The organism is Streptomyces sp. NPDC029014 (genome assembly GCF_055564695.1).
In genome coordinates, this window is sequence record NZ_JBVHVT010000030.1 from 1 (window position 1) to 17675 (window position 17675).

A 17675-nucleotide genomic window follows, 5' to 3' on the forward strand; every position below is an offset into this window, starting at 1 on the left:
CCCCCCCCCCCCCCCCCCCCCCCCCCCCCCCCCCCCCCCCCCCCCCCCCCCCCCCCCCCCCCCCCCCCCCCCCCCCCCCCCCCCCCCCCCCCCGCTGCGCCGTTCGGTCGTCAGACGACGATCAGGGCGTCCAGTGGTGCGCCCGCGAGGGCATCGGCCAGGCGCTCGCGTCCCGGCAGGAACGACAGCTCCATGAGCACCGCGACGCCGGCGACCTCGGCACCGGCCCGGCGGATCAGCGACAGCGAGGCGTGGGCCGTGCCGCCGGTGGCCAGGACGTCGTCGATGACCATGACCCGGTCGCCCGTCCGCAGGTCCTCGGCGTGGACCTCGATCTCGGCGGTGCCGTACTCCAGCTCGTACGCCTGGGCGAGGGTCGCCCCGGGCAGCTTGCCGGCCTTGCGGACCGGCACGAAGCCGATGCCCGCCTGGACGGCCACGGGGGCGGCGAGGATGAACCCGCGCGCCTCCAGGCCGACGATCTTGGTCGCGCCGTAGCGGGCGGCCAGTCCGGCGAGGGTGTCCGTCAGCGCGGCGAACGCCGCCGGGTCGGCGAGCAGCGGGGTGATGTCCTTGAACATCACGCCCGGCTTCGGGTAGTCCGGCACGTCCTTGATGCGGCTGAGGAGCAGCTCGCGGACCTCGGGGGACAGAGCGGTCATCGCCGGCGCCCCGCTGCCCGGCCCTGCGCCACGATCTGCGGCGCGTCCTCGGTGTCGTACGCCTCGTCCTCCACGGACTCGCCCTTGGCGGCCGCGGCGGCCCGCTTGGCGAGGACCCGCTTGCGCAGGGCCTTCATCGCCGGCTCGCGCTCCTTGAGGTCCACGACCAGGGGGGTCGCGATGAAGATCGAGGAGTACGCGCCGGCCGCGAGGCCGACGAACAGCGACAGCGAGATGTCGTTCAGCATGCCGGCGCCCAGGAAGCCGCCGCCGATGAACAGCAGGCCGGCGACCGGGAGCAGGGCGACGACCGTGGTGTTGATCGAGCGGACCAGGGTGCCGTTGATGCTGCGGTTGGCGACCTCGCCGAAGGTGTAGCGGGTCTGCTTCGTGATGTCCTTCGAGCTCTCCTTCAGACCGTCGAAGACGACGACGGTGTCGTAGAGGGAGTAGCCGAGGATCGTCAGCAGACCGATCACGGTGCCCGGGGTGACCTCGAAGCCGACGAGCGCGTACACGCCGACGGTGATGGTGAGGTCGTGGATCAGGGCGATCAGCGCGGCGACCGCCATGCGCCACTCGAAGGCGATGGCCAGGTAGATCACCACGAGGATCATGAAGATGCCGAGACCGGTCCAGGCCTTGTTCGCGATCTGCTCGCCCCAGCTGGGGCCGACCAGGTCCGCGTTGATGTCCTGCTCCGGCATCTTCAGGCCGGCCGCCAGCTCCTTCTTCACGTCGTTGGCGGAGTTGGTGTCCAGGCTGGCGATCTGGATGCGCAGGGTGCCGTTGCCGAGCTTCTGGACGATCGCCGCGTGGCCGGAGGCCTCCTTGGCGAGCTCCCGGGCCTTGGTGTCCGAGACGGTCGTCTTGGCGGTGGTGAAGACGGCACCGCCCTTGAACTCGATGCCCATGTTGAGGCCCTGGACGGCCAGGCCCACGATCGCCGTGATGGTGATCAGGATCGAGACGCCGTACCAGATGAAGCGCTTGCCGACGAAGTCGTAGCCGACCTCGCCGCGGTACAGCTTGGCGCCGATGTCTCCGAGCTTCGACATCTCACGCCTCCTTTGCGTCGACGGGGGCGGGGGTGCGGCGGCGGGAGCTCCGCAGCGGCGGGCGGGCGCCCAGGCGCTTCGGGTCCAGGCCGGACCACGGGTGGCCGCTGGAGAAGAACTTCGTCCGGGCCATCAGCGTCATGAGCGGCTTGGTGAAGAGGAACACCACGACCACGTCGAGCAGGGTGGTCAGGCCGAGCGTGAAGGCGAAGCCCTGCACCTTGCCGACGGTGACGACGAACAGCACCGCGGCGGCCAGGAACGACACGAAGTCGGAGACCAGGATGGTGCGCCGGGCGCGCGGCCAGGCCCGCTCGACCGCGGGGCGCAGGGTGCGGCCCTCGCGGATCTCGTCGCGGATGCGCTCGAAGTACACGATGAACGAGTCCGCGGTGATACCGATCGCGACGATGGCACCGCACACGGCGGGCAGGTTCAGGGCGAAGCCGATGCCCTTGCCCATCAGCGCCATGAGCGTGTACGTGAGGACCGCCGAGACCCCGAGGCTGAGGATGGCGATGAACGCCAGGCCCCGGTAGTACACGAGCAGATAGATCACGACGAGCACCAGGCCGATGGCGCCCGCGATGAGGCCGGCCTTGAGCTGCTCGCCGCCGAGGGCGGCGGTGACGGTGGTGACGCTGTCCTCGCTGAAGGAGAGCGGCAGGGCGCCGTACGAGAGCATGTTGCCCAGGTCCTGCGCGGACTGCTGGGTGAAGCCGCCGGAGATCTCGGCGTTGCCGCCGGTCAGGGCCTGGCTGACGGAGGGGTCGGAGATGACCTTGCCGTCGAGGACGATCGCGAACTGGTTCTGCGGGGCCTGCTTGGTGGCCAGCTCACCGGTGATCTTGGCGAACTTGTCGGCGCCCTTGTCGGTGAACTGCATCGTGACGATCCACTGACCGCGCTGCGGGTCGATGACGCCCTTGGCTTCCTTGACGTCCGTACCGGCGACACCGGCCGGACCGAGGATCCACTTGCCCCAGGCGGTGCCGCGCTGGCCGCAGGCGAGCGTCGGCTCCTCGGGCTTGGCGCCCTTGCCGGCGGCGGCGCGCTGCTTCTCGTCGGTGCAGTCGAGGGCGGCGAACTTGGCCTGGAGGTCGGCGGCGGCCGCGTCCGCGCCCGACGGGGTCGGGACGGGGGACGGGGCGGCCTTGTTGTCGTCTGCCTTCTTCGACTCGCTCGCCGAGGGCGAGGGAGAGGCCGTGGCGGCGGGGGCCTTGAGGGCCTCACTGACCGCGCGGCCCTGGGAAGTGGCGCTGGACGACGGGGTGGGCTTGGCGTTGCCCTCGGCCTTGGGGGCACCGGAGGTGCTCGCGGACGGGCTCGGCGTGGCCGCGGGGGCGGCCGGGGCGCCGTCGGCGAACGCCAGGACCGGGCGGAAGTAGAGCTGGGCGGTGGTGCCGACCTGCTCGCGGGCCTGCTGCTCGTTCACTCCCTTGGGGATGTTCACGATGATGTGGTCGCGGCCCTGGGTCTGGACCTCGGCCTCCGAGACGCCGAGACCGTTGACGCGGCGGTCGATGATGCCGACGGCCGTGTTCATGTTGGTCTCGTTGACCGCGTCCGGCTTGCCCGGCTCGCTCTTCGCCTTGAGCGTGATGGTCGTACCGCCCGCGAGGTCGATGCCCAGGCGGGGGGTCGTCTGCTTCGAGAGGAACATCCCCGCGGTGAGCGCCACCATCGCGATCAGGATGATGGCCAGGGCGCGGCCCGGCCTCCCCTGAGCCCCCGTGGGCCGTCGGCCCTTCTTCGGTGCTGCCACCTTGTCGTATCTCCCTGTCCAACCGCCCGGCGGCGCTTCGGTCAGCGCGCGGACGGCCACGAAAATGTGTGGTGGGGACCCCTGCCCCCCGCAGAAGTATCACTGGCGGGGACCGCACGGCGGCCGGTCGGGCGCCGTCGCGGTCCCCGGGCGCGTGCTACTTCGCGCCGGCCTCGCCGTCGCCCTTGTCGTTCTTCGGCTCGTCGCCCTCGGCGGCGTCCTTCTTGCCCAGGTCGAGCTTCGGCTCGGTCTCGTCCTTGGTCAGGGAGGAGATGTCGTCGGGGACGACGGGCGCGTCGTCGTGGTCGGCCGGCTCCTCGGTGCCGTGGACGATGCGGTTGTACTCCGCGTCGTCCAGCACGGCGGCGACCGCCATCTTCGCGTAGATCGCGTGGACGCCGGGGGCCACCTCAAGGGTGACGGTGTCGTCGCCGATCTCCTTGACCGTGGCGTACATGCCGCCGATGGTGCGGATACCGGTGCCGGGCGCCATCTGGTCGCGCATCTGCGCGGCCTGCTGCTGCTTCTTCTTCGCGGAGCGGGTCATCAGGATCATCGCCCCGATGAGCACGATGAACGGGAGGAATGTCACGAGATTCACGGGACGGAGATCCTTCGCACGACCGCCGGGGAGACGGCCTTGTTCTACGGGGGGTGGGCACGCCGACCCGAAGGGTCGGCATCGGCGGAGTCTAGGCGAGTCCGCACCGATGGAACAACGCCCAGCATGGCACCGCAGTTCCCGGCCGGGCGAACCTCCGCGCCGTCACGCCCTGAACAGGCCCTGCTGGCCGGCGGTTCCGGCGCCGCCCTGCTGCGGCGGGACGAGTCCCAGGTGAGCCCATGCCGCGGGGGTCGCGACCCGGCCCCGCGGGGTGCGGGCGAGCAGCCCCTCGCGGACGAGGAAGGGCTCGGCCACCTCCTCGACGGTCTCGCGCTCCTCGCCCACGGCGACGGCCAGGGTGGACAGGCCGACGGGGCCGCCGCCGAACAGCTTGAGGAGGGCCTCCAGCACGGCCCGGTCCAGGCGGTCGAGCCCGCGGGCGTCCACCTCGTAGACCTGGAGGGCGGTGGCGGCCACCTCGCGGGTGATGACCCCGTCGGCGCGGACCTGGGCGTAGTCCCGGACGCGGCGCAGCAGGCGGTTGGCGATGCGCGGGGTGCCGCGGGAGCGGCCGGCGATCTCGGCGGCGCCGGCGGTGTCGATCTCGACGTCGAGGAGGCGGGCGGAGCGCTGGATGACGCGTTCCAGCTCCTCCGGGGCGTAGAACTCCATGTGCCCGGTGAAGCCGAAGCGGTCGCGCAGCGGCGGCGGCAGCAGGCCGGCCCGGGTGGTCGCGCCGACGAGGGTGAACGGGGGCAGTTCCAGCGGGATGGCGGTGGCGCCGGGGCCCTTGCCGACGATCACGTCGACGCGGAAGTCCTCCATCGCCATGTACAGCATCTCCTCGGCGGGCCGGGACATGCGGTGGATCTCGTCGAGGAAGAGGACCTCGCCCTCCTGGAGGGAGGAGAGGATCGCGGCGAGGTCACCGGCGTGCTGGATGGCGGGGCCGGAGGTGATCCGGATGGGTGCCCCCATCTCCGCGGCGATGATCATCGAAAGGGTGGTCTTGCCGAGACCGGGGGCGCCGGAGAGCAGGACGTGGTCGGCGGTGGCGCCGCGCTGCTTGGCGGCCTTGAGGACCAGGTCGAGCTGCTGGCGGACCTTCTCCTGGCCGACGAACTCGCCGAGGTCCTTGGGGCGCAGGGCCGCCTCGACCGTGCTGTCCTCCCCGTCGGCGGCGGCGCCCACGAGGCGCTCGGGCGCTGCGCCGGCGATCTCGGCTGCGGTCTCGTCGTCCCAGTTCACGGATGTGCCTTCTCGGTTCGGTGCGGTGCGGTGCGGGCGGGGGTCGGGGTCACGGGGCGGGGTCGGGGTCACGGGGCGGGGTCGGGGTCACGGGGCGGGTGCCCGAGAGGTCTGCCGGGCGTCGCAACGCGGTGAACCCCTCCGGTCACAGCGCTAGCGTGCGCGGTTCAGGGTCTGCAAGGCCGCTCGCAGCAGCTGCGGGACGGGCGCCGAGCCGCCGTCGGCGATCGCGGCCTCGGCCTGCGGCGTCACCGCCACCACGGCCTCCTCGGCCTCCCGGGCCTGGTAGCCGAGGCCGACGAGGGCGGCGTGCAGCTGTTCGGTCCAGGGGGCCGGCCGGGCGGCGGCCGCACCCCGCTGGGCCCCCACCAGGCCTGGCGTGCCCACGGGCGCGCCCAGTTTGTCCTTGAGCTCCAGCAGGAGCTTCTCGGCGCTCTTCGGTCCCACGCCCGGCACCGCGGTCAGCGCCTTCACGTTCTTCGTCGACACCGCGAGCCGCAGGGCGTCGGGGCTGTGCACCGCAAGGATGTCCTGCGCCATCTTGGGGCCGACCCGGTTGGCGGTCATCAGCGCCTCGAAGACCTGCCGCTCGTCGTCGTCGGCGAAGCCGTACAGGGTGAGCGAATCCTCGCGCACCACCAGGGAGGTGGCCAGGTGCGCCTCTTCCCCCACGCGCAGCTCGGCGAGGGTGCGCGGGGTGCAGCGCACGGCCATGCCCACCCCGCCGACCTGGATCACGGCGGTCGTCGGCGCCAGGGCGGCCACGGGGCCGGTGACGAAGGCGATCATGCGGTACGGCCTTTCTCGGTTCTCGGGTGGCGCGCCGCGGCGGGAGCCCGTCCGGACGGCGGCGCGAGAGGGCCGGCTCCCGGGCGTGCGGAGTGCGCGGCGACCGCCCGCTGGAGGCGGTTCTGGGCGGGGGCGCGCCAGATGTGGCAGATGGCGAGGGCGAGGGCGTCCGCGGCGTCGGCGGGCCTGGGCGGGGCGGAGAGCCGCAGCAGCCGGGTGACCATGGCGCCGACCTGGGCCTTGTCGGCCCGGCCGGTGCCGGTGACGGCGGCCTTGACCTCGCTGGGGGTGTGCAGAGCGACGGGTATGCCGCGGCGGGCGGCGCACAGCATGGCGACGGCGCTGGCCTGGGCGGTGCCCATGACGGTGCTGACGTTGTGCTGGCTGAAGACGCGTTCGACGGCGACGACCTCCGGGCGGTGCTCGTCGAGCCACTGCTCGATGCCCCGCTCGACGGCGACGAGCCGGTCGCCGAGCTCCGCCTCGACCGGCGTGCGGACGACGCCCACGCCGAGCATGGTCAGGGCGCGGCCGGCCACGCCCTCCACCACGCCGACGCCGCAGCGTGTCAGCCCCGGGTCCACGCCGAGTACGCGCACTGCACCCGCCCCTTCTCGGTCCACCTGTGCGTGCAGGCTATCGGGTGGCACCGACAACGCAGCGGGCCGACGGGGTGTGTTCCCCGTCGGCCCGTCTGACCTGCTGTGGAGTGGGGACGCCGGTCAGGCGTCGACCTTCTCCATGACCTCGTCCGAGACGTCGAAGTTGGCGAAGACGTTCTGGACGTCGTCGCTGTCCTCCAGCGCGTCGATCAGCTTGAAGATCTTCCGCGCGCCCTCCTCGTCGAGCTCGACCTGCATGGTCGGGACGAAGCTGGAGTCCGCCGAGTCGTAGTCGATGCCGGCTTCCTGGAGCGCGGTGCGGACCGCGACCAGGTCGGTGGCCTCGCTGATGATCTCGAAGGTGTCGCCGTTGTCGTTGACCTCTTCGGCACCTGCCTCGAGCACCGCGCCGAGGACGTCGTCCTCGCTCAGCTCGCCCTTGGGCAGGATGATGACGCCCTTGCGGTTGAACAGGTACGAGACCGAGCCCGGGTCGGCCATCGAGCCGCCGTTGCGGGTCATGGCGACGCGCACGTCGGACGCGGCACGGTTGCGGTTGTCGGTGAGGCACTCGATGAGCACCGCGACACCGTTGGGACCGTAGCCCTCGTACATGATCGTCTCGTAGTCGGCGCCGCCGGCCTCCAGGCCGCCGCCGCGCTTGACCGCGGAGTCGATGTTCTTGTTCGGGACGGACTGCTTCTTCGCCTTCTGCACGGCGTCGAACAGCGTCGGGTTGCCGTCGATGTCGGGACCGCCCATACGGGCCGCGACCTCGATGTTCTTGATCAGCTTCGCGAAGAGCTTGCCGCGCTTGGCATCGATCACGGCCTTCTTGTGCTTCGTCGTAGCCCATTTAGAGTGGCCGGACATCCGCCTGTCTCCTTCGCGTAACCAACATGGTGTTCGCCTCTGATCCTACCGGGCGTCGATTACAGCCCCGTGCGCACCATGTCGACGAAATAGGCGTGGACGCGGTCGTCTCCGGTCAGCTCCGGGTGGAAGGAGGTGGCCAGGACGTTGCCCTGCCGGACGGCGACGGTGTGGCCGTCGTACGTGGCCAGGACCTCGACCTCGGCGCCGACCGACTCCACCCACGGGGCGCGGATGAAGACGCCCTCGACGGGGCCTCCCTCGATGCCCGCGAAGTCGATCTTCGCTTCGAAGGACTCGTTCTGGCGGCCGAAGGCGTTGCGGCGGACGATCATGTCGATGCCGCCGAGCGTCTCCTGGTCCTCGCGGCCGTCGAGCAGCTTGTCGGCGAGCATGATCATGCCGGCGCAGGTGCCGTACACGGGCATGCCGGCGCGCACGCGCTCGCGCAGCGGCTGGAGCATGCCGAACAGGACGGCGAGCTTCGACATGGTCGTGGACTCACCGCCGGGGATCACCAGGGCGTCGACCTCGGCGAGTTCCTCGGGGCGCCGGACCGGCCTGGCCACGGCGTCCGCCGCGGCCAGGGCGATCAGGTGCTCCCGGACGTCGCCCTGGAGGGCCAGGACGCCGATGACGGGGGGGTTGCTCATCTTCGGGGGTGCCTTACCAGCCGCGGTTGGCGTAGCGCTCGGCCTCGGGCAGCGTGTCGCAGTTGATGCCGACCATGGCCTCGCCCAGGTTGCGGGACGCGTCCGCGATGATCTTCGGGTCGTCGAAGAAGGTGGTGGCCTTCACGATGGCGGCGGCGCGCTTGGCCGGGTCGCCCGACTTGAAGATGCCGGAGCCGACGAAGACGCCCTCGGCGCCGAGCTGGCGCATCAGCGCGGCGTCGGCCGGGGTGGCGACGCCACCGGCGGAGAACAGCACGACCGGGAGCTTGCCGAGCTCGGCGACCTCCTTGACGAGCTCGTACGGGGCGCGCAGCTCCTTGGCGGCGGCGTACAGCTCGTTGTTGTCGAAGCCGCGCAGCTTGGCGATCTCGTTCTTGATCTGGCGCAGGTGGCGGACGGCCTCGACGACGTTGCCGGTGCCGGCCTCGCCCTTGGAGCGGATCATGGCCGCGCCCTCGGCGATGCGGCGCAGGGCCTCGCCCAGGTTGGTGGCGCCGCAGACGAAGGGGGTGGTGAACGCCCACTTGTCGGAGTGGTTGACCTCGTCGGCCGGGGTCAGGACCTCGGACTCGTCGATGTAGTCGACGCCGAGGGACTGCAGCACCTGGGCCTCGACGAAGTGGCCGATGCGGGACTTGGCCATGACCGGGATGGAGACCGCGTCGATGATCTCCTCGATCATGTTCGGGTCGGACATGCGGGCCACGCCGCCGTCCTTGCGGATGTCCGCGGGGACCCGCTCCAGGGCCATGACGGCCACGGCACCGGCGTCCTCGGCGATCTTCGCCTGCTCGGCGTTGACCACGTCCATGATCACGCCGCCCTTGAGCTGCTCGGCCATGCCGCGCTTGACGCGCGCGGTGCCGGTCTCGGGGGTCTGCGGGGTGGAGGAAAGCGTGCTCACGGGTGAACCTCACTCGAAGGGAAGACGACGCTGCAAAGGTGCTTGGCCGAGCAAACCCTTCCCGACCAGGCCACCGCAAGGGCCAATGAGGAGCCGGTGGCTCCTTTCGACTTGGCCAATGGGTACAACTACGGCCGGTCCGCGAGGTACGCCGGCGGCTCGTCGTCCATCTCGAAGGCCAACGGGAACGGGGCGTGGCCGGCCAGCCGGAACCAGCGGACCTTGCGGTGCCGGCGCAGCGCCCGCGCCGCCCGTACGGCGTCGTTGTGGAAGCGGCGGGCCATCGGCACCCGGCGCACGGCCGCGGCGAGGTCCTCGGCGGCGGCCTCGCCGCCGGGCGCGGCCTTGAGCTCCTCCACCTGGGCGGCGTCGGCGAACACCGCGCGCAGGGCCTGGCTGAGCTCGCTCTCGGCGACCTCGCGGTGCTCCTCGTCCGCCTGCCGGGCGGCGTGCGCGGCCTCGTACAGCACGATCGAGGAGGCCGGGTCGAGCGCACCGGAGGTGGCCACCTCCACCACCACCGAGGCGCGGCGGACCAGTTGCGCGTCCAGTGCGGCGCGGGCGGCGTCCATCCGGGTGTGGAGCCGGTCCAGCCGTCCGGCGGTCCAGCTGAGGTAGACCCCGATGACGGCGAGGACCAGGGCGGTCCAGACAAGGGTTTCGATCACGGCCCGCGACTCTACCGTCCGGCCCGCCCCGGGCTCCGCCCCGGCCCCGGGCCCGCCGGCCGGTCCGGCAACGAGAGCCGGACCGGGAACGACGGCCGGACCGGGAACGACGGCCGGACCGGGAACGGATACGGCAGCGGGACCGGATCAGGCCGACGGGTCGCGGGTGAGGCCCAGCCGGGACCGCAGGGACACGCGTTCGTCGGTGGCGACGGCCGAGGCTCCGTCGGTCACGGTCTCGTAGACGGCGAGGATGTCGGCCCCGACCGTCGACCAGTCGAAGCGGCGCACGTGCGCGGAGCCGCGCGCGCTGAGCTCCGCCCGCCGCTCGGGATCGCGCAGCAGCTTCACCGCGGCCGCGGCCAGCGCGTCGGCGTCCTCGTTCGCGAACAGCTCGCCCGCCGCACCCTGGTCCAGGACCTGGGCGAACGCGTCCAGGTCGGAGGCCAGGACGGCGGCCCCGGCCGAAAGGGCCTCGACGAGGATGATGCCGAAGCTCTCGCCGCCGGTGTTGGGGGCGACGTACACGTCGACGCTGCGCAGCAGCCGCGCCTTGTCCTCGTCCGAGACCATGCCGAGGAACTCCACGCGGGAGCGCAGCTCTGCGGGCAGGGAGGCCACTGCCTCCTCCTCGTCGCCGCGCCCCGCGACGAGCAGCCGGACGTCGGGGCACTCCGCAGCGATCCGCGGGAACGCCGCCATCAGCACCGGAAGGCCCTTGCGCGGCTCGTCGATGCGCCCGATGAACCCGAGGGTCCGCCCGGCCCATTCCGCCTTCGGCTCGGCAGAGGCGAAGAAGTCCACGTCGACGCCGTTCGGGATCACCACGGCGTCCCCGCCGAGGTGCTCCACGAGGGTGCGCCGGGCGTACTCGCTGACCGCGATCCGCGCGCTGATCTTCTCCAGCGCCGGCTGGAGGATCGGGTACGCCGCGATCATGGCCCGGGACCGCGGGTTGGAGGTGTGGAAGGTGGCCACGATCGGGCCCTGGGCGGCCCAGCAGGAGAGCAGTCCCAGCGACGGCGAGGCCGGCTCGTGGATGTGGATCACGTCGAAGACGCCGTCGTGCAGCCAGCGCCGCACCCGCGCCGCCGACAGGAACCCGAAGTTCAGCCGGGCCACCGAGCCGTTGTAGGGGACCGGCACCGCCCGCCCGGCCGAGACCACGTACGGCGGGAGGGGGGTCTCGTCGTCCGCCGGGGCGAGCACCGACACCTCGTGGCCGAGGCGGATCAGGTGCTCGGCGAGGTCCCGGATGTGGAACTGGACGCCGCCGGGCACGTCCCACGAGTACGGGCAGACAATGCCGATCTTCACTCGGAGCGCTCCTCCAGGTCGTCCAGCCACAGCCGCTGGAGCATGTGCCAGTCCTGCGGGTGGTCGGCGATGCCCTGCGCGAAGGCGTCGGCCACCGCCTGCGTCATGGCGGCGGTCTTCTCGGTCCGGGTCCCGGTGCCGGGGACCTCCACCTCGGGGTGGATCCGGCCGCACAGCTTGGGCGCGTCCCCGTAGTACAGGGTGACGGGCAGCAGGGCCGCGCCGGTCTGCTGCGCGAGCAGGGCCGGTCCGGCCGGCATCCGGGCGGTCGCACCGAAGAAGTCGACCTCGACCCCGGACGCGGACAGGTCCCGGTCGGCGACGAGGCAGATCAGGCCGCCGGCGCGGAGCCGGCGGGCGAGCGTGCCGAAGGCGGCGCCGCCGCTGTGCGGCAGCACCTCCATGCCGAGGCTCTCGCGGTAGGCGACGAAGCGGTCGTAGAGCGACTCGGGCTTCAGCCGCTCGGCGACGGTGGTGAAGGGGATGCCGAGGTGCCCGGTGACCCAGGCGCCGGCGAGGTCCCAGTTGGCCAGGTGGGGCAGGGCGACGACGACCCCGCGGCCGGAGGCGACGGCCTCCTTGAGGATGTGGTCGTCCTTGATGGACACGTCGGTGCCGAACCGCGCCGGGTCCATCGCCGGCAGCCGGAACGACTCCATCCAGTACCGCATGTACGAGCGCATGCCCGCCTGCGACAGCTCCCGCAGCCGCTCGGGCCCGGCCTCCGGCACGACCCGGGCGAGGTTCGACTCCAGCCGCAGCACGCCCTTGCCGCGGCGCCGCCACGCGAAATCGGCGATCCGCCGGCCGAGGGCCACCGCCGCCGGCTCGGGCAGCTTCTTCACGCCGGCCCAGCCGAGCCCGTACAGCCCGTCGACCAGGCGGTCCTGTGCCGCGCCCATCAGGCCGCACCCGGCCCGGACGCGGCGGCCGCGGCATCGGCCTCGGCGGCCTCCCGGCGCACGGTGACCACGCGCTGGATCAGGGTGACGAGCGAGCCGGCCGCCACCACCCACAGTGCGACGGGCAGCAGCACGCCGAGCCACGAGGGCGCGCCGAAGGTCTGCAGCCCGGACAGCCCGGCCGCGACCAGCGAGATCACCAGCCGCTCGGCGCGCTCGACGAGCCCGTTGACCGCCACCGGCAGGCCGATCGACTCGCCCCGGGCCTTGGTGTACGAGACGACCTGGCCGCTGGCCAGGCAGAAGATCGCCACCGCGCACAGCACGTTGTCGTCGCCCAGACCCGCGTACCAGAGCGCGAGACCACCGAAGATCGCCGCGTCGGCGACCCGGTCGAGGGTGGAGTCGAGGAAGGCGCCCCAGCGGCTGGAGACCCCGGCCTGGCGGGCCATGTTCCCGTCCACCAGGTCGGAGAAGACGAAGAGGGTGATGGTGATCGTGCCCCAGAAGAACTCGCCCCGCGGGAAGAAGACGAGGGCCCCGGCCACCACCCCGGCCGTGCCGATGAGCGTGACCGCGTCCGGGCTCACCCCCCGCCGGAGGAGAAAAGCGGCGAATGGCGTGAGAACACGCGTGAAGAACGCACGCGCGTACTTGTTCAGCATGGCCTTCCCGGAGGGTCGGTGGGCCGTACGGCCCCGTCGGCCACCGGCTGGCCCATCGTAGCCAGCGGCCCGGGGCGACATACCCGCGCACCCACCGGTTTCGTGCCGGGCGATCGGCCGGGACCGGTCCGGCCACGCGCCCGCCGTGCGCCGGACGGCGGCGCGTATTACATATGGACGCAGAGTGACGCCGGTGCAAAGCTCGAAGGACGCCGATCACCTCCTCACCGTCACCCCGGGAGGCACGAGCATCATGGGAGCCACATCACACCAAGCCGGAGCCGCCGGCAGGGCACCGACGGCCGACCGGCCCTCGTCCGTACGGAACGTCGTGCTGGTCGGCCACAGCGGAGCCGGCAAGACCACGCTCGTCGAAGCCCTCGCCCTCACCGCCGGAGCCGTGACCAGGGCGGGCCGGGTCGAGGACGGGGCCACCGTCTCCGACCACGACGAGATCGAGCACCGCCAGCAGCGTTCCGTACAGCTCTCCCTCGTCCCCGTCGAATGGGGCGGGATCAAGGTCAACATCCTGGACACCCCCGGATACGCCGACTTCGTCGGCGAGCTCAGGGCCGGTCTGCGCGCCGCGGACGCGGCCCTCTTCGTCGTCTCCTCCTCTGACGGCATCGACGGCGCCACCCGCATGCTCTGGGAGGAGTGCCAGGCCGTCGGCATGCCCCGCGCCATCGTCGTCACCCATCTGGAGGCGGCCCGCGCCGACTACGCCCAGATGGCCTCGGTCTGCGGGGAGGCCTTCGGCGCCGACGACCCCGACGCCGTCGTCCCCCTCTACCTCCCGCTGTACGGGCCCGCCGGGCCCGACGGGCACGCACCCGTCACCGGCCTGCTCGGCCTGCTCTCCCAACGGGTGTACGAGTACGACAGCGGCTCCCGCGTCGAACGCGACCCCGCCCCCGGCGAACTCGAACAGATCGCGGAGGCCCGCGCCCGCCTGATCGAGGGCATCATCGCCGAGAGCGAGGACGAGACCCTCATGGACCGCTACCTCGGCGGCGAGGACATCGACATCAAGACCCTCGTCGACGACCTGGAGCGCGCCGTCGCCCGCGGGACCTTCCACCCGGTCCTCATGGCCGCGCCCGCCGCGGACGGCGCCCGCCAGGGACTCGGCACCGTCGAACTCCTCGAACTGATCACCGGCGGTTTCCCCACCCCCCTCGAAACCGCCCCCGTCCCCGTCACCACCCCCGACGGCGCCGAACGACCCGCCGCCACCTGCGACCCCGACGGCCCCCTCGTCGCCGAGGTCGTCAAGACCTCCTCCGACCCCTACGTCGGCCGCATCTCCCTCGTCCGGGTCTTCTCCGGCACCCTCCGCCCCGAGCAGACCGTCCACGTCAGCGGCCACGGCCTCACCGACCGCGGCCACGAGGACCACGACGTCGACGAGCGCATCGGCGCCCTCACCTCCCCCTTCGGAAAACAGCAGCGCCCCCTCACCCAGGTCATCGCCGGCGACCTGGCCTGCGTGGCCAAACTGGGCCGCGCCGAAACCGGTGACACCCTCTCCGCCAAGGACGGCCCCCTGCTGATGGAGCCCTGGCGGATGCCCGACCCGCTCCTCCCGATCGCCATCGAGGCCCACAGCAAGGCCGACGAGGACAAGCTCTCCCAGGGCCTGGCCCGTCTCGTCGCCGAGGACCCCACCATGCGGCTGGAGCAGAACCCGGACACCCACCAACTGGTCCTGTGGTGCCTGGGCGAAGCCCACCAGGACGTCGCCCTCGAACGCCTGCGCACCCGCTACGGCGTCCAGGTCGACCCGGTCCCCCACAAGGTCAGCCTGCGCGAGACCTTCGGCGCGAAGGCCGCCGGCCGGGGCCGGCACGTCAAACAGTCCGGCGGCCACGGCCAGTTCGCCATCTGCGAGATCGAGGTCGAGCCCCTCCCGGCGGGCAGCGGCATCGAGTTCGTCGACAAGGTCGTCGGCGGCGCCGTGCCCCGGCAGTTCATCCCTTCCGTCGAGAAGGGCGTACGTCACCAGGCCGCCCGCGGCGTGGCCGCCGGCTACCCCCTCGTCGACATCCGGGTCACCCTCCGCGACGGCAAGGCCCACTCCGTGGACTCCTCCGACGCCGCCTTCCAGACCGCCGGCGCGCTCGCCCTGCGCGAGGCCGCCGCCGAAGTCCCCATCCACCTCCTCGAACCCGTCGCCGAACTCACCGTCCTCGTACCCGACGACTACGTCGGCCCCGTCATGAGCGACCTCGCCGGCCGGCGCGGCCGCGTCGTCGGCACCGAGCAGGCCGCCCTGGGACGCACCCTGGTCCGCGCCGACATCCCCGAGATCGAGATCAGCCGCTACGCGATCGACCTGCGCTCCGTCTCGCACGGCACCGGCAGCTTCACCCGCGCCTACGCCCGGCACGAACCGATGCCCCCTCACATCGCCGACAAGGTGCGCGAACAGCTCGAGAAGGGAAGCACTCTGACGTAGCGCCAGGGAGCCGCCCGACCAACCCGCTTGCGGCGGGCGGCATTTCCCTGTCCCATGACCGTGGGGGCAGATACGCCGATAGGCTCATCCGCGCACGACGGCACGACGCACAGCGATGGGGGCAGCGGTGGCGGACGACGGATTCGACTTCAGGCCGGGGGCGCAGATCCCTCTCCAGGGCGGTGGCGGCCAGACCGCCGCGACCAACGCCCTCGCCTCGGCGGCCTACCGCGACGGGGGGAAGGACACCAAACTGTCCTCCCTGCTCGACGCGAACAACGAGTACCACTCCTCCACCGTCAAGCCGCCGAGAATCTCCCTCTTCGAACCGAACCTCGGCGAGGCCTTCTGCCGCGCCGTGGAGGCCCGGACCCTCCCGGGCGGCCGCAAGCCGATCATCCAGTCCTTCGGCGCCGACCCGCAGACCGTCGTGGAACACTGCCTGGCCGCCTCCCACATCCGCAAGGAACGCGACCGCAAGCTGCGCCTGATCATGCTGGTCGCCGGGGTGGTCTTCCTCCCCGGCCTGCTGCTGTGGCTGGGCCTGTTCCAGCTCCGCAAGAGCCTGCTCGGCAGCGAGAAGTACGCCTCCTGGATGAGCACCCTCGTCCTCGTCGGCATCGGCGTCCTCGCAGCCGTCATGATGTTCCGGCTGCCGTTCGACGGCTTCCTCGGCCTCTACCTGCGCGGCATGATCATCGTCCCCGCGCTCGGCTGGTTCCTCGCCCGCCGCATCTGCGAGTCCACCGCCGCCGACCTGCGCTCCCGCTGGGACGGCCTGCTCTCGGGCGACGGCATCGGCGCCAAGATCCCCGAAGCGGTGCCCGGCAACCCCGACGAGAAGGCCCGCGAGGACCTGCGCCACGCACTGGCCAAGCTCACCGCCGAGAACCGCAGCAACGCGGTCTTCTACGCCGGCCCCAAGGGGATCCTCGGCATGGGCACCCGCTGGGGCAGCTGGCAGCTCGCCGAGGAACTGACCCCGAAGACCGAGGGCGCGGACATCCACCCGTTCCGCAGCTGGGACGTCATAAGGGCCATCGACACCGAACTGCGCAAACTGGAGCGCGGCCCGCTGCACACCGGCGGACTCCCACCCGCGTCCGTCCAGCACTGGATCGTCGCCCCGGTCGGCGAAGGCGCCGCCGAGGTGACCCGCCCCTCGGGCGCGGACGTGGACACCTTCCTCGTCAAGCCCCACGAGATCACCCGCATCTGCAACGAGCAGCAGTTCAGCGGCGGCAACCGGCACTACCTGGGCATCCAGTACCCCCTGTGGGACGGCCAGCTCGTGATCACCATGCTGGTCACCGTCACCGTCCTCTACAAGACGCTGCGCGTGGAGGTCACCGGCCACGCCCTCGGCCCGGTCCACGGCCTGTTCGGCACGAAGTCCAAGGCGCCCGTGGTGGAAGTGCCCAAGTCGATCCGGTTCTGGGAGACCGTGGAACGCCCGCTGCCGCTGATCGACGCCCAGGAAGTGGTCCGGCTCGCCGTCCGGGCCCCGCTGACCTGGTACCCGCCGCTGCTGGAGTACTTCGGCGGCAAGCTGGTGCTGCCCGAGCCCTTCGGCGCCCGCCACGTGTGGGCGGGCCAGCCGTGGCGCAACCGCTTCATGGCCGACGACGCACTGCGCGCCGCGACCCCGGTGCTGCGCGCCGTCCACGCCGCCGCGATGCGGGTCCTGGACGAGAACGGCGTCGACATCGAGCGCTTCGGCAACCGCTCGATGATCGTCAGCGGCCTGGTCCAGGACGCGTCCCCGCGCAAGGCCGACGCCTACGACGCGTAGCGGCGCCCGGCGGGATTCGGGGTACGGGGTCCGGGGCACGGGAGGCGGCCCGCGGCCGGCTCCCGTACCCACCCGAACCGTTTCGCCTCAGTCGTTCGGCCAGGCGTCGGCGAGCATCTGCCGGGTGTCGGCGAGCAGCTGCGGCAGCACCTTTGTGTGGCCGACGACGGGCATGAAGTTCGTGTCCCCGCCCCAGCGGGGCACGATGTGCTGGTGCAGGTGCGCGGCGATGCCCGCGCCCGCCGCCGAGCCCTGGTTCATGCCGATGTTGAAGCCGTGTGCCCCGGACGCCTTGCGCAGCGCGACCATGGCCCGCTTGGTCAGGTCGGCCAGTTCGGCCGTCTCGGCCGCGTCCAGCTCCGTGTAGTCGGCCACGTGCCGGTACGGGACCACCATCAGGTGGCCGCCGTTGTACGGGTAGAGGTTCAGCACGGCGTAGACGTGCTTGCCCCGCGCGACGATCAGGCCGTCCCGGTCGGACATCTCCGGGATCCCACAGAAGGGGCAACCGTCCCCGGCCTCCGGGCCGGTGGGCTTGTTCTCGCCCTGGATGTAGGCCATGCGGTGGGGCGTCCACAGCCGCTGGAACGAGTCCTGCGTCCCGACGCCGTTCTGCTGCTCCGGCTGAGTCGTCATGTCATGCAGCATATGACCTTGTCGTGGCGCGGCGTGTCGTCGGGGCGGAGATCCCCCC

At 72.0% G+C, this 17675-nt stretch carries 17 protein-coding genes; 2 read left to right on the forward strand and 15 right to left on the reverse strand.

What is annotated here, in order from left to right; all coding sequences use genetic code 11:
* Positions 1-110: 110 nt before the first annotated feature.
* From ACZ4VL_RS18115 to pgsA, 14 genes are all read right to left on the reverse strand, one after another.
* Complete coding sequence (locus ACZ4VL_RS18115; RefSeq protein ID WP_404241439.1) at positions 111-662, reverse strand: adenine phosphoribosyltransferase; 552 nt, start codon at positions 660-662, stop codon at positions 111-113.
* Positions 659-1720, reverse strand: coding sequence for a protein translocase subunit SecF (gene secF, locus ACZ4VL_RS18120; RefSeq protein ID WP_468200643.1), 1062 nt, complete (start codon positions 1718-1720; stop codon positions 659-661). Before secF ends, ACZ4VL_RS18115 begins: the two co-directional genes overlap by 4 nt.
* Position 1721: 1 nt before the next feature.
* On the reverse strand, positions 1722-3485 hold the full coding sequence (secD, locus tag ACZ4VL_RS18125; RefSeq protein ID WP_468200646.1) for a protein translocase subunit SecD: 1764 nt from the start codon (positions 3483-3485) through the stop codon (positions 1722-1724).
* 157 nt (positions 3486-3642) lie between these two features.
* Positions 3643-4086 (reverse strand): preprotein translocase subunit YajC, encoded by a 444-nt coding sequence (gene yajC, locus ACZ4VL_RS18130; protein ID WP_468200649.1) that lies wholly within the window; start codon positions 4084-4086, stop codon positions 3643-3645.
* A 165-nt stretch (positions 4087-4251) separates the two neighbouring features.
* On the reverse strand, positions 4252-5337 hold the full coding sequence (gene ruvB / locus ACZ4VL_RS18135) for a Holliday junction branch migration DNA helicase RuvB (protein WP_468200651.1): 1086 nt from the start codon (positions 5335-5337) through the stop codon (positions 4252-4254).
* Positions 5338-5490: 153 nt separating this feature from the next.
* Entirely contained in the window at positions 5491-6126 is a 636-nt protein-coding gene (ruvA, locus tag ACZ4VL_RS18140; RefSeq protein ID WP_468200653.1) for a Holliday junction branch migration protein RuvA, read from the reverse strand.
* Positions 6123-6725: a crossover junction endodeoxyribonuclease RuvC gene (gene ruvC, locus ACZ4VL_RS18145; RefSeq protein WP_468200655.1), complete on the reverse strand. Its 603-nt coding sequence runs from the start codon at positions 6723-6725 to the stop codon at positions 6123-6125. Before ruvC ends, ruvA begins: the two co-directional genes overlap by 4 nt.
* Positions 6726-6848: 123 nt before the next feature.
* Positions 6849-7601 (reverse strand): YebC/PmpR family DNA-binding transcriptional regulator, encoded by a 753-nt coding sequence (locus tag ACZ4VL_RS18150; protein ID WP_179176434.1) that lies wholly within the window; start codon positions 7599-7601, stop codon positions 6849-6851.
* A gap of 59 nt (positions 7602-7660) precedes the next feature.
* Positions 7661-8254, reverse strand: a complete 594-nt coding sequence (pdxT, locus tag ACZ4VL_RS18155; RefSeq protein WP_468200657.1) for a pyridoxal 5'-phosphate synthase glutaminase subunit PdxT — start codon at positions 8252-8254, stop codon at positions 7661-7663.
* Between the two features lie 13 nt (positions 8255-8267).
* Positions 8268-9179, reverse strand: coding sequence for a pyridoxal 5'-phosphate synthase lyase subunit PdxS (gene pdxS, locus ACZ4VL_RS18160; RefSeq protein WP_361091618.1), 912 nt, complete (start codon positions 9177-9179; stop codon positions 8268-8270).
* Between the two features lie 128 nt (positions 9180-9307).
* Positions 9308-9847 carry a LemA family protein gene (locus tag ACZ4VL_RS18165; protein ID WP_468200660.1) on the reverse strand — a complete coding sequence of 180 codons (540 nt, stop codon included), beginning with the start codon at positions 9845-9847 and terminating at the stop codon, positions 9308-9310.
* 147 nt (positions 9848-9994) lie between these two features.
* Positions 9995-11164 carry a glycosyltransferase family 4 protein gene (locus ACZ4VL_RS18170; RefSeq protein WP_468200662.1) on the reverse strand — a complete coding sequence of 390 codons (1170 nt, stop codon included), beginning with the start codon at positions 11162-11164 and terminating at the stop codon, positions 9995-9997.
* Entirely contained in the window at positions 11161-12066 is a 906-nt protein-coding gene (locus tag ACZ4VL_RS18175) for a phosphatidylinositol mannoside acyltransferase (protein WP_468200665.1), read from the reverse strand. The genes ACZ4VL_RS18170 and ACZ4VL_RS18175 overlap by 4 nt, the downstream gene beginning before the upstream one ends.
* Positions 12066-12731: a phosphatidylinositol phosphate synthase gene (gene pgsA / locus ACZ4VL_RS18180; protein ID WP_468200668.1), complete on the reverse strand. Its 666-nt coding sequence runs from the start codon at positions 12729-12731 to the stop codon at positions 12066-12068. Before pgsA ends, ACZ4VL_RS18175 begins: the two co-directional genes overlap by 1 nt.
* A 253-nt stretch (positions 12732-12984) precedes the next feature.
* Between pgsA and ACZ4VL_RS18185 the strand changes: the two genes are divergently transcribed.
* Together ACZ4VL_RS18185 and ACZ4VL_RS18190 are read left to right on the forward strand one after the other, a co-directional pair.
* Complete coding sequence (locus ACZ4VL_RS18185) at positions 12985-15189, forward strand: elongation factor G-like protein EF-G2 (RefSeq protein WP_468200671.1); 2205 nt, start codon at positions 12985-12987, stop codon at positions 15187-15189.
* A gap of 127 nt (positions 15190-15316) precedes the next feature.
* Complete coding sequence (locus tag ACZ4VL_RS18190; protein ID WP_468200673.1) at positions 15317-16981, forward strand: hypothetical protein; 1665 nt, start codon at positions 15317-15319, stop codon at positions 16979-16981.
* 87 nt (positions 16982-17068) lie between these two features.
* Here ACZ4VL_RS18190 and ACZ4VL_RS18195 read toward each other — a convergent pair whose 3' ends face one another.
* Positions 17069-17629, reverse strand: a complete 561-nt coding sequence (locus ACZ4VL_RS18195; protein WP_468200676.1) for an HIT family protein — start codon at positions 17627-17629, stop codon at positions 17069-17071.
* Positions 17630-17675 lie beyond the last annotated feature (46 nt).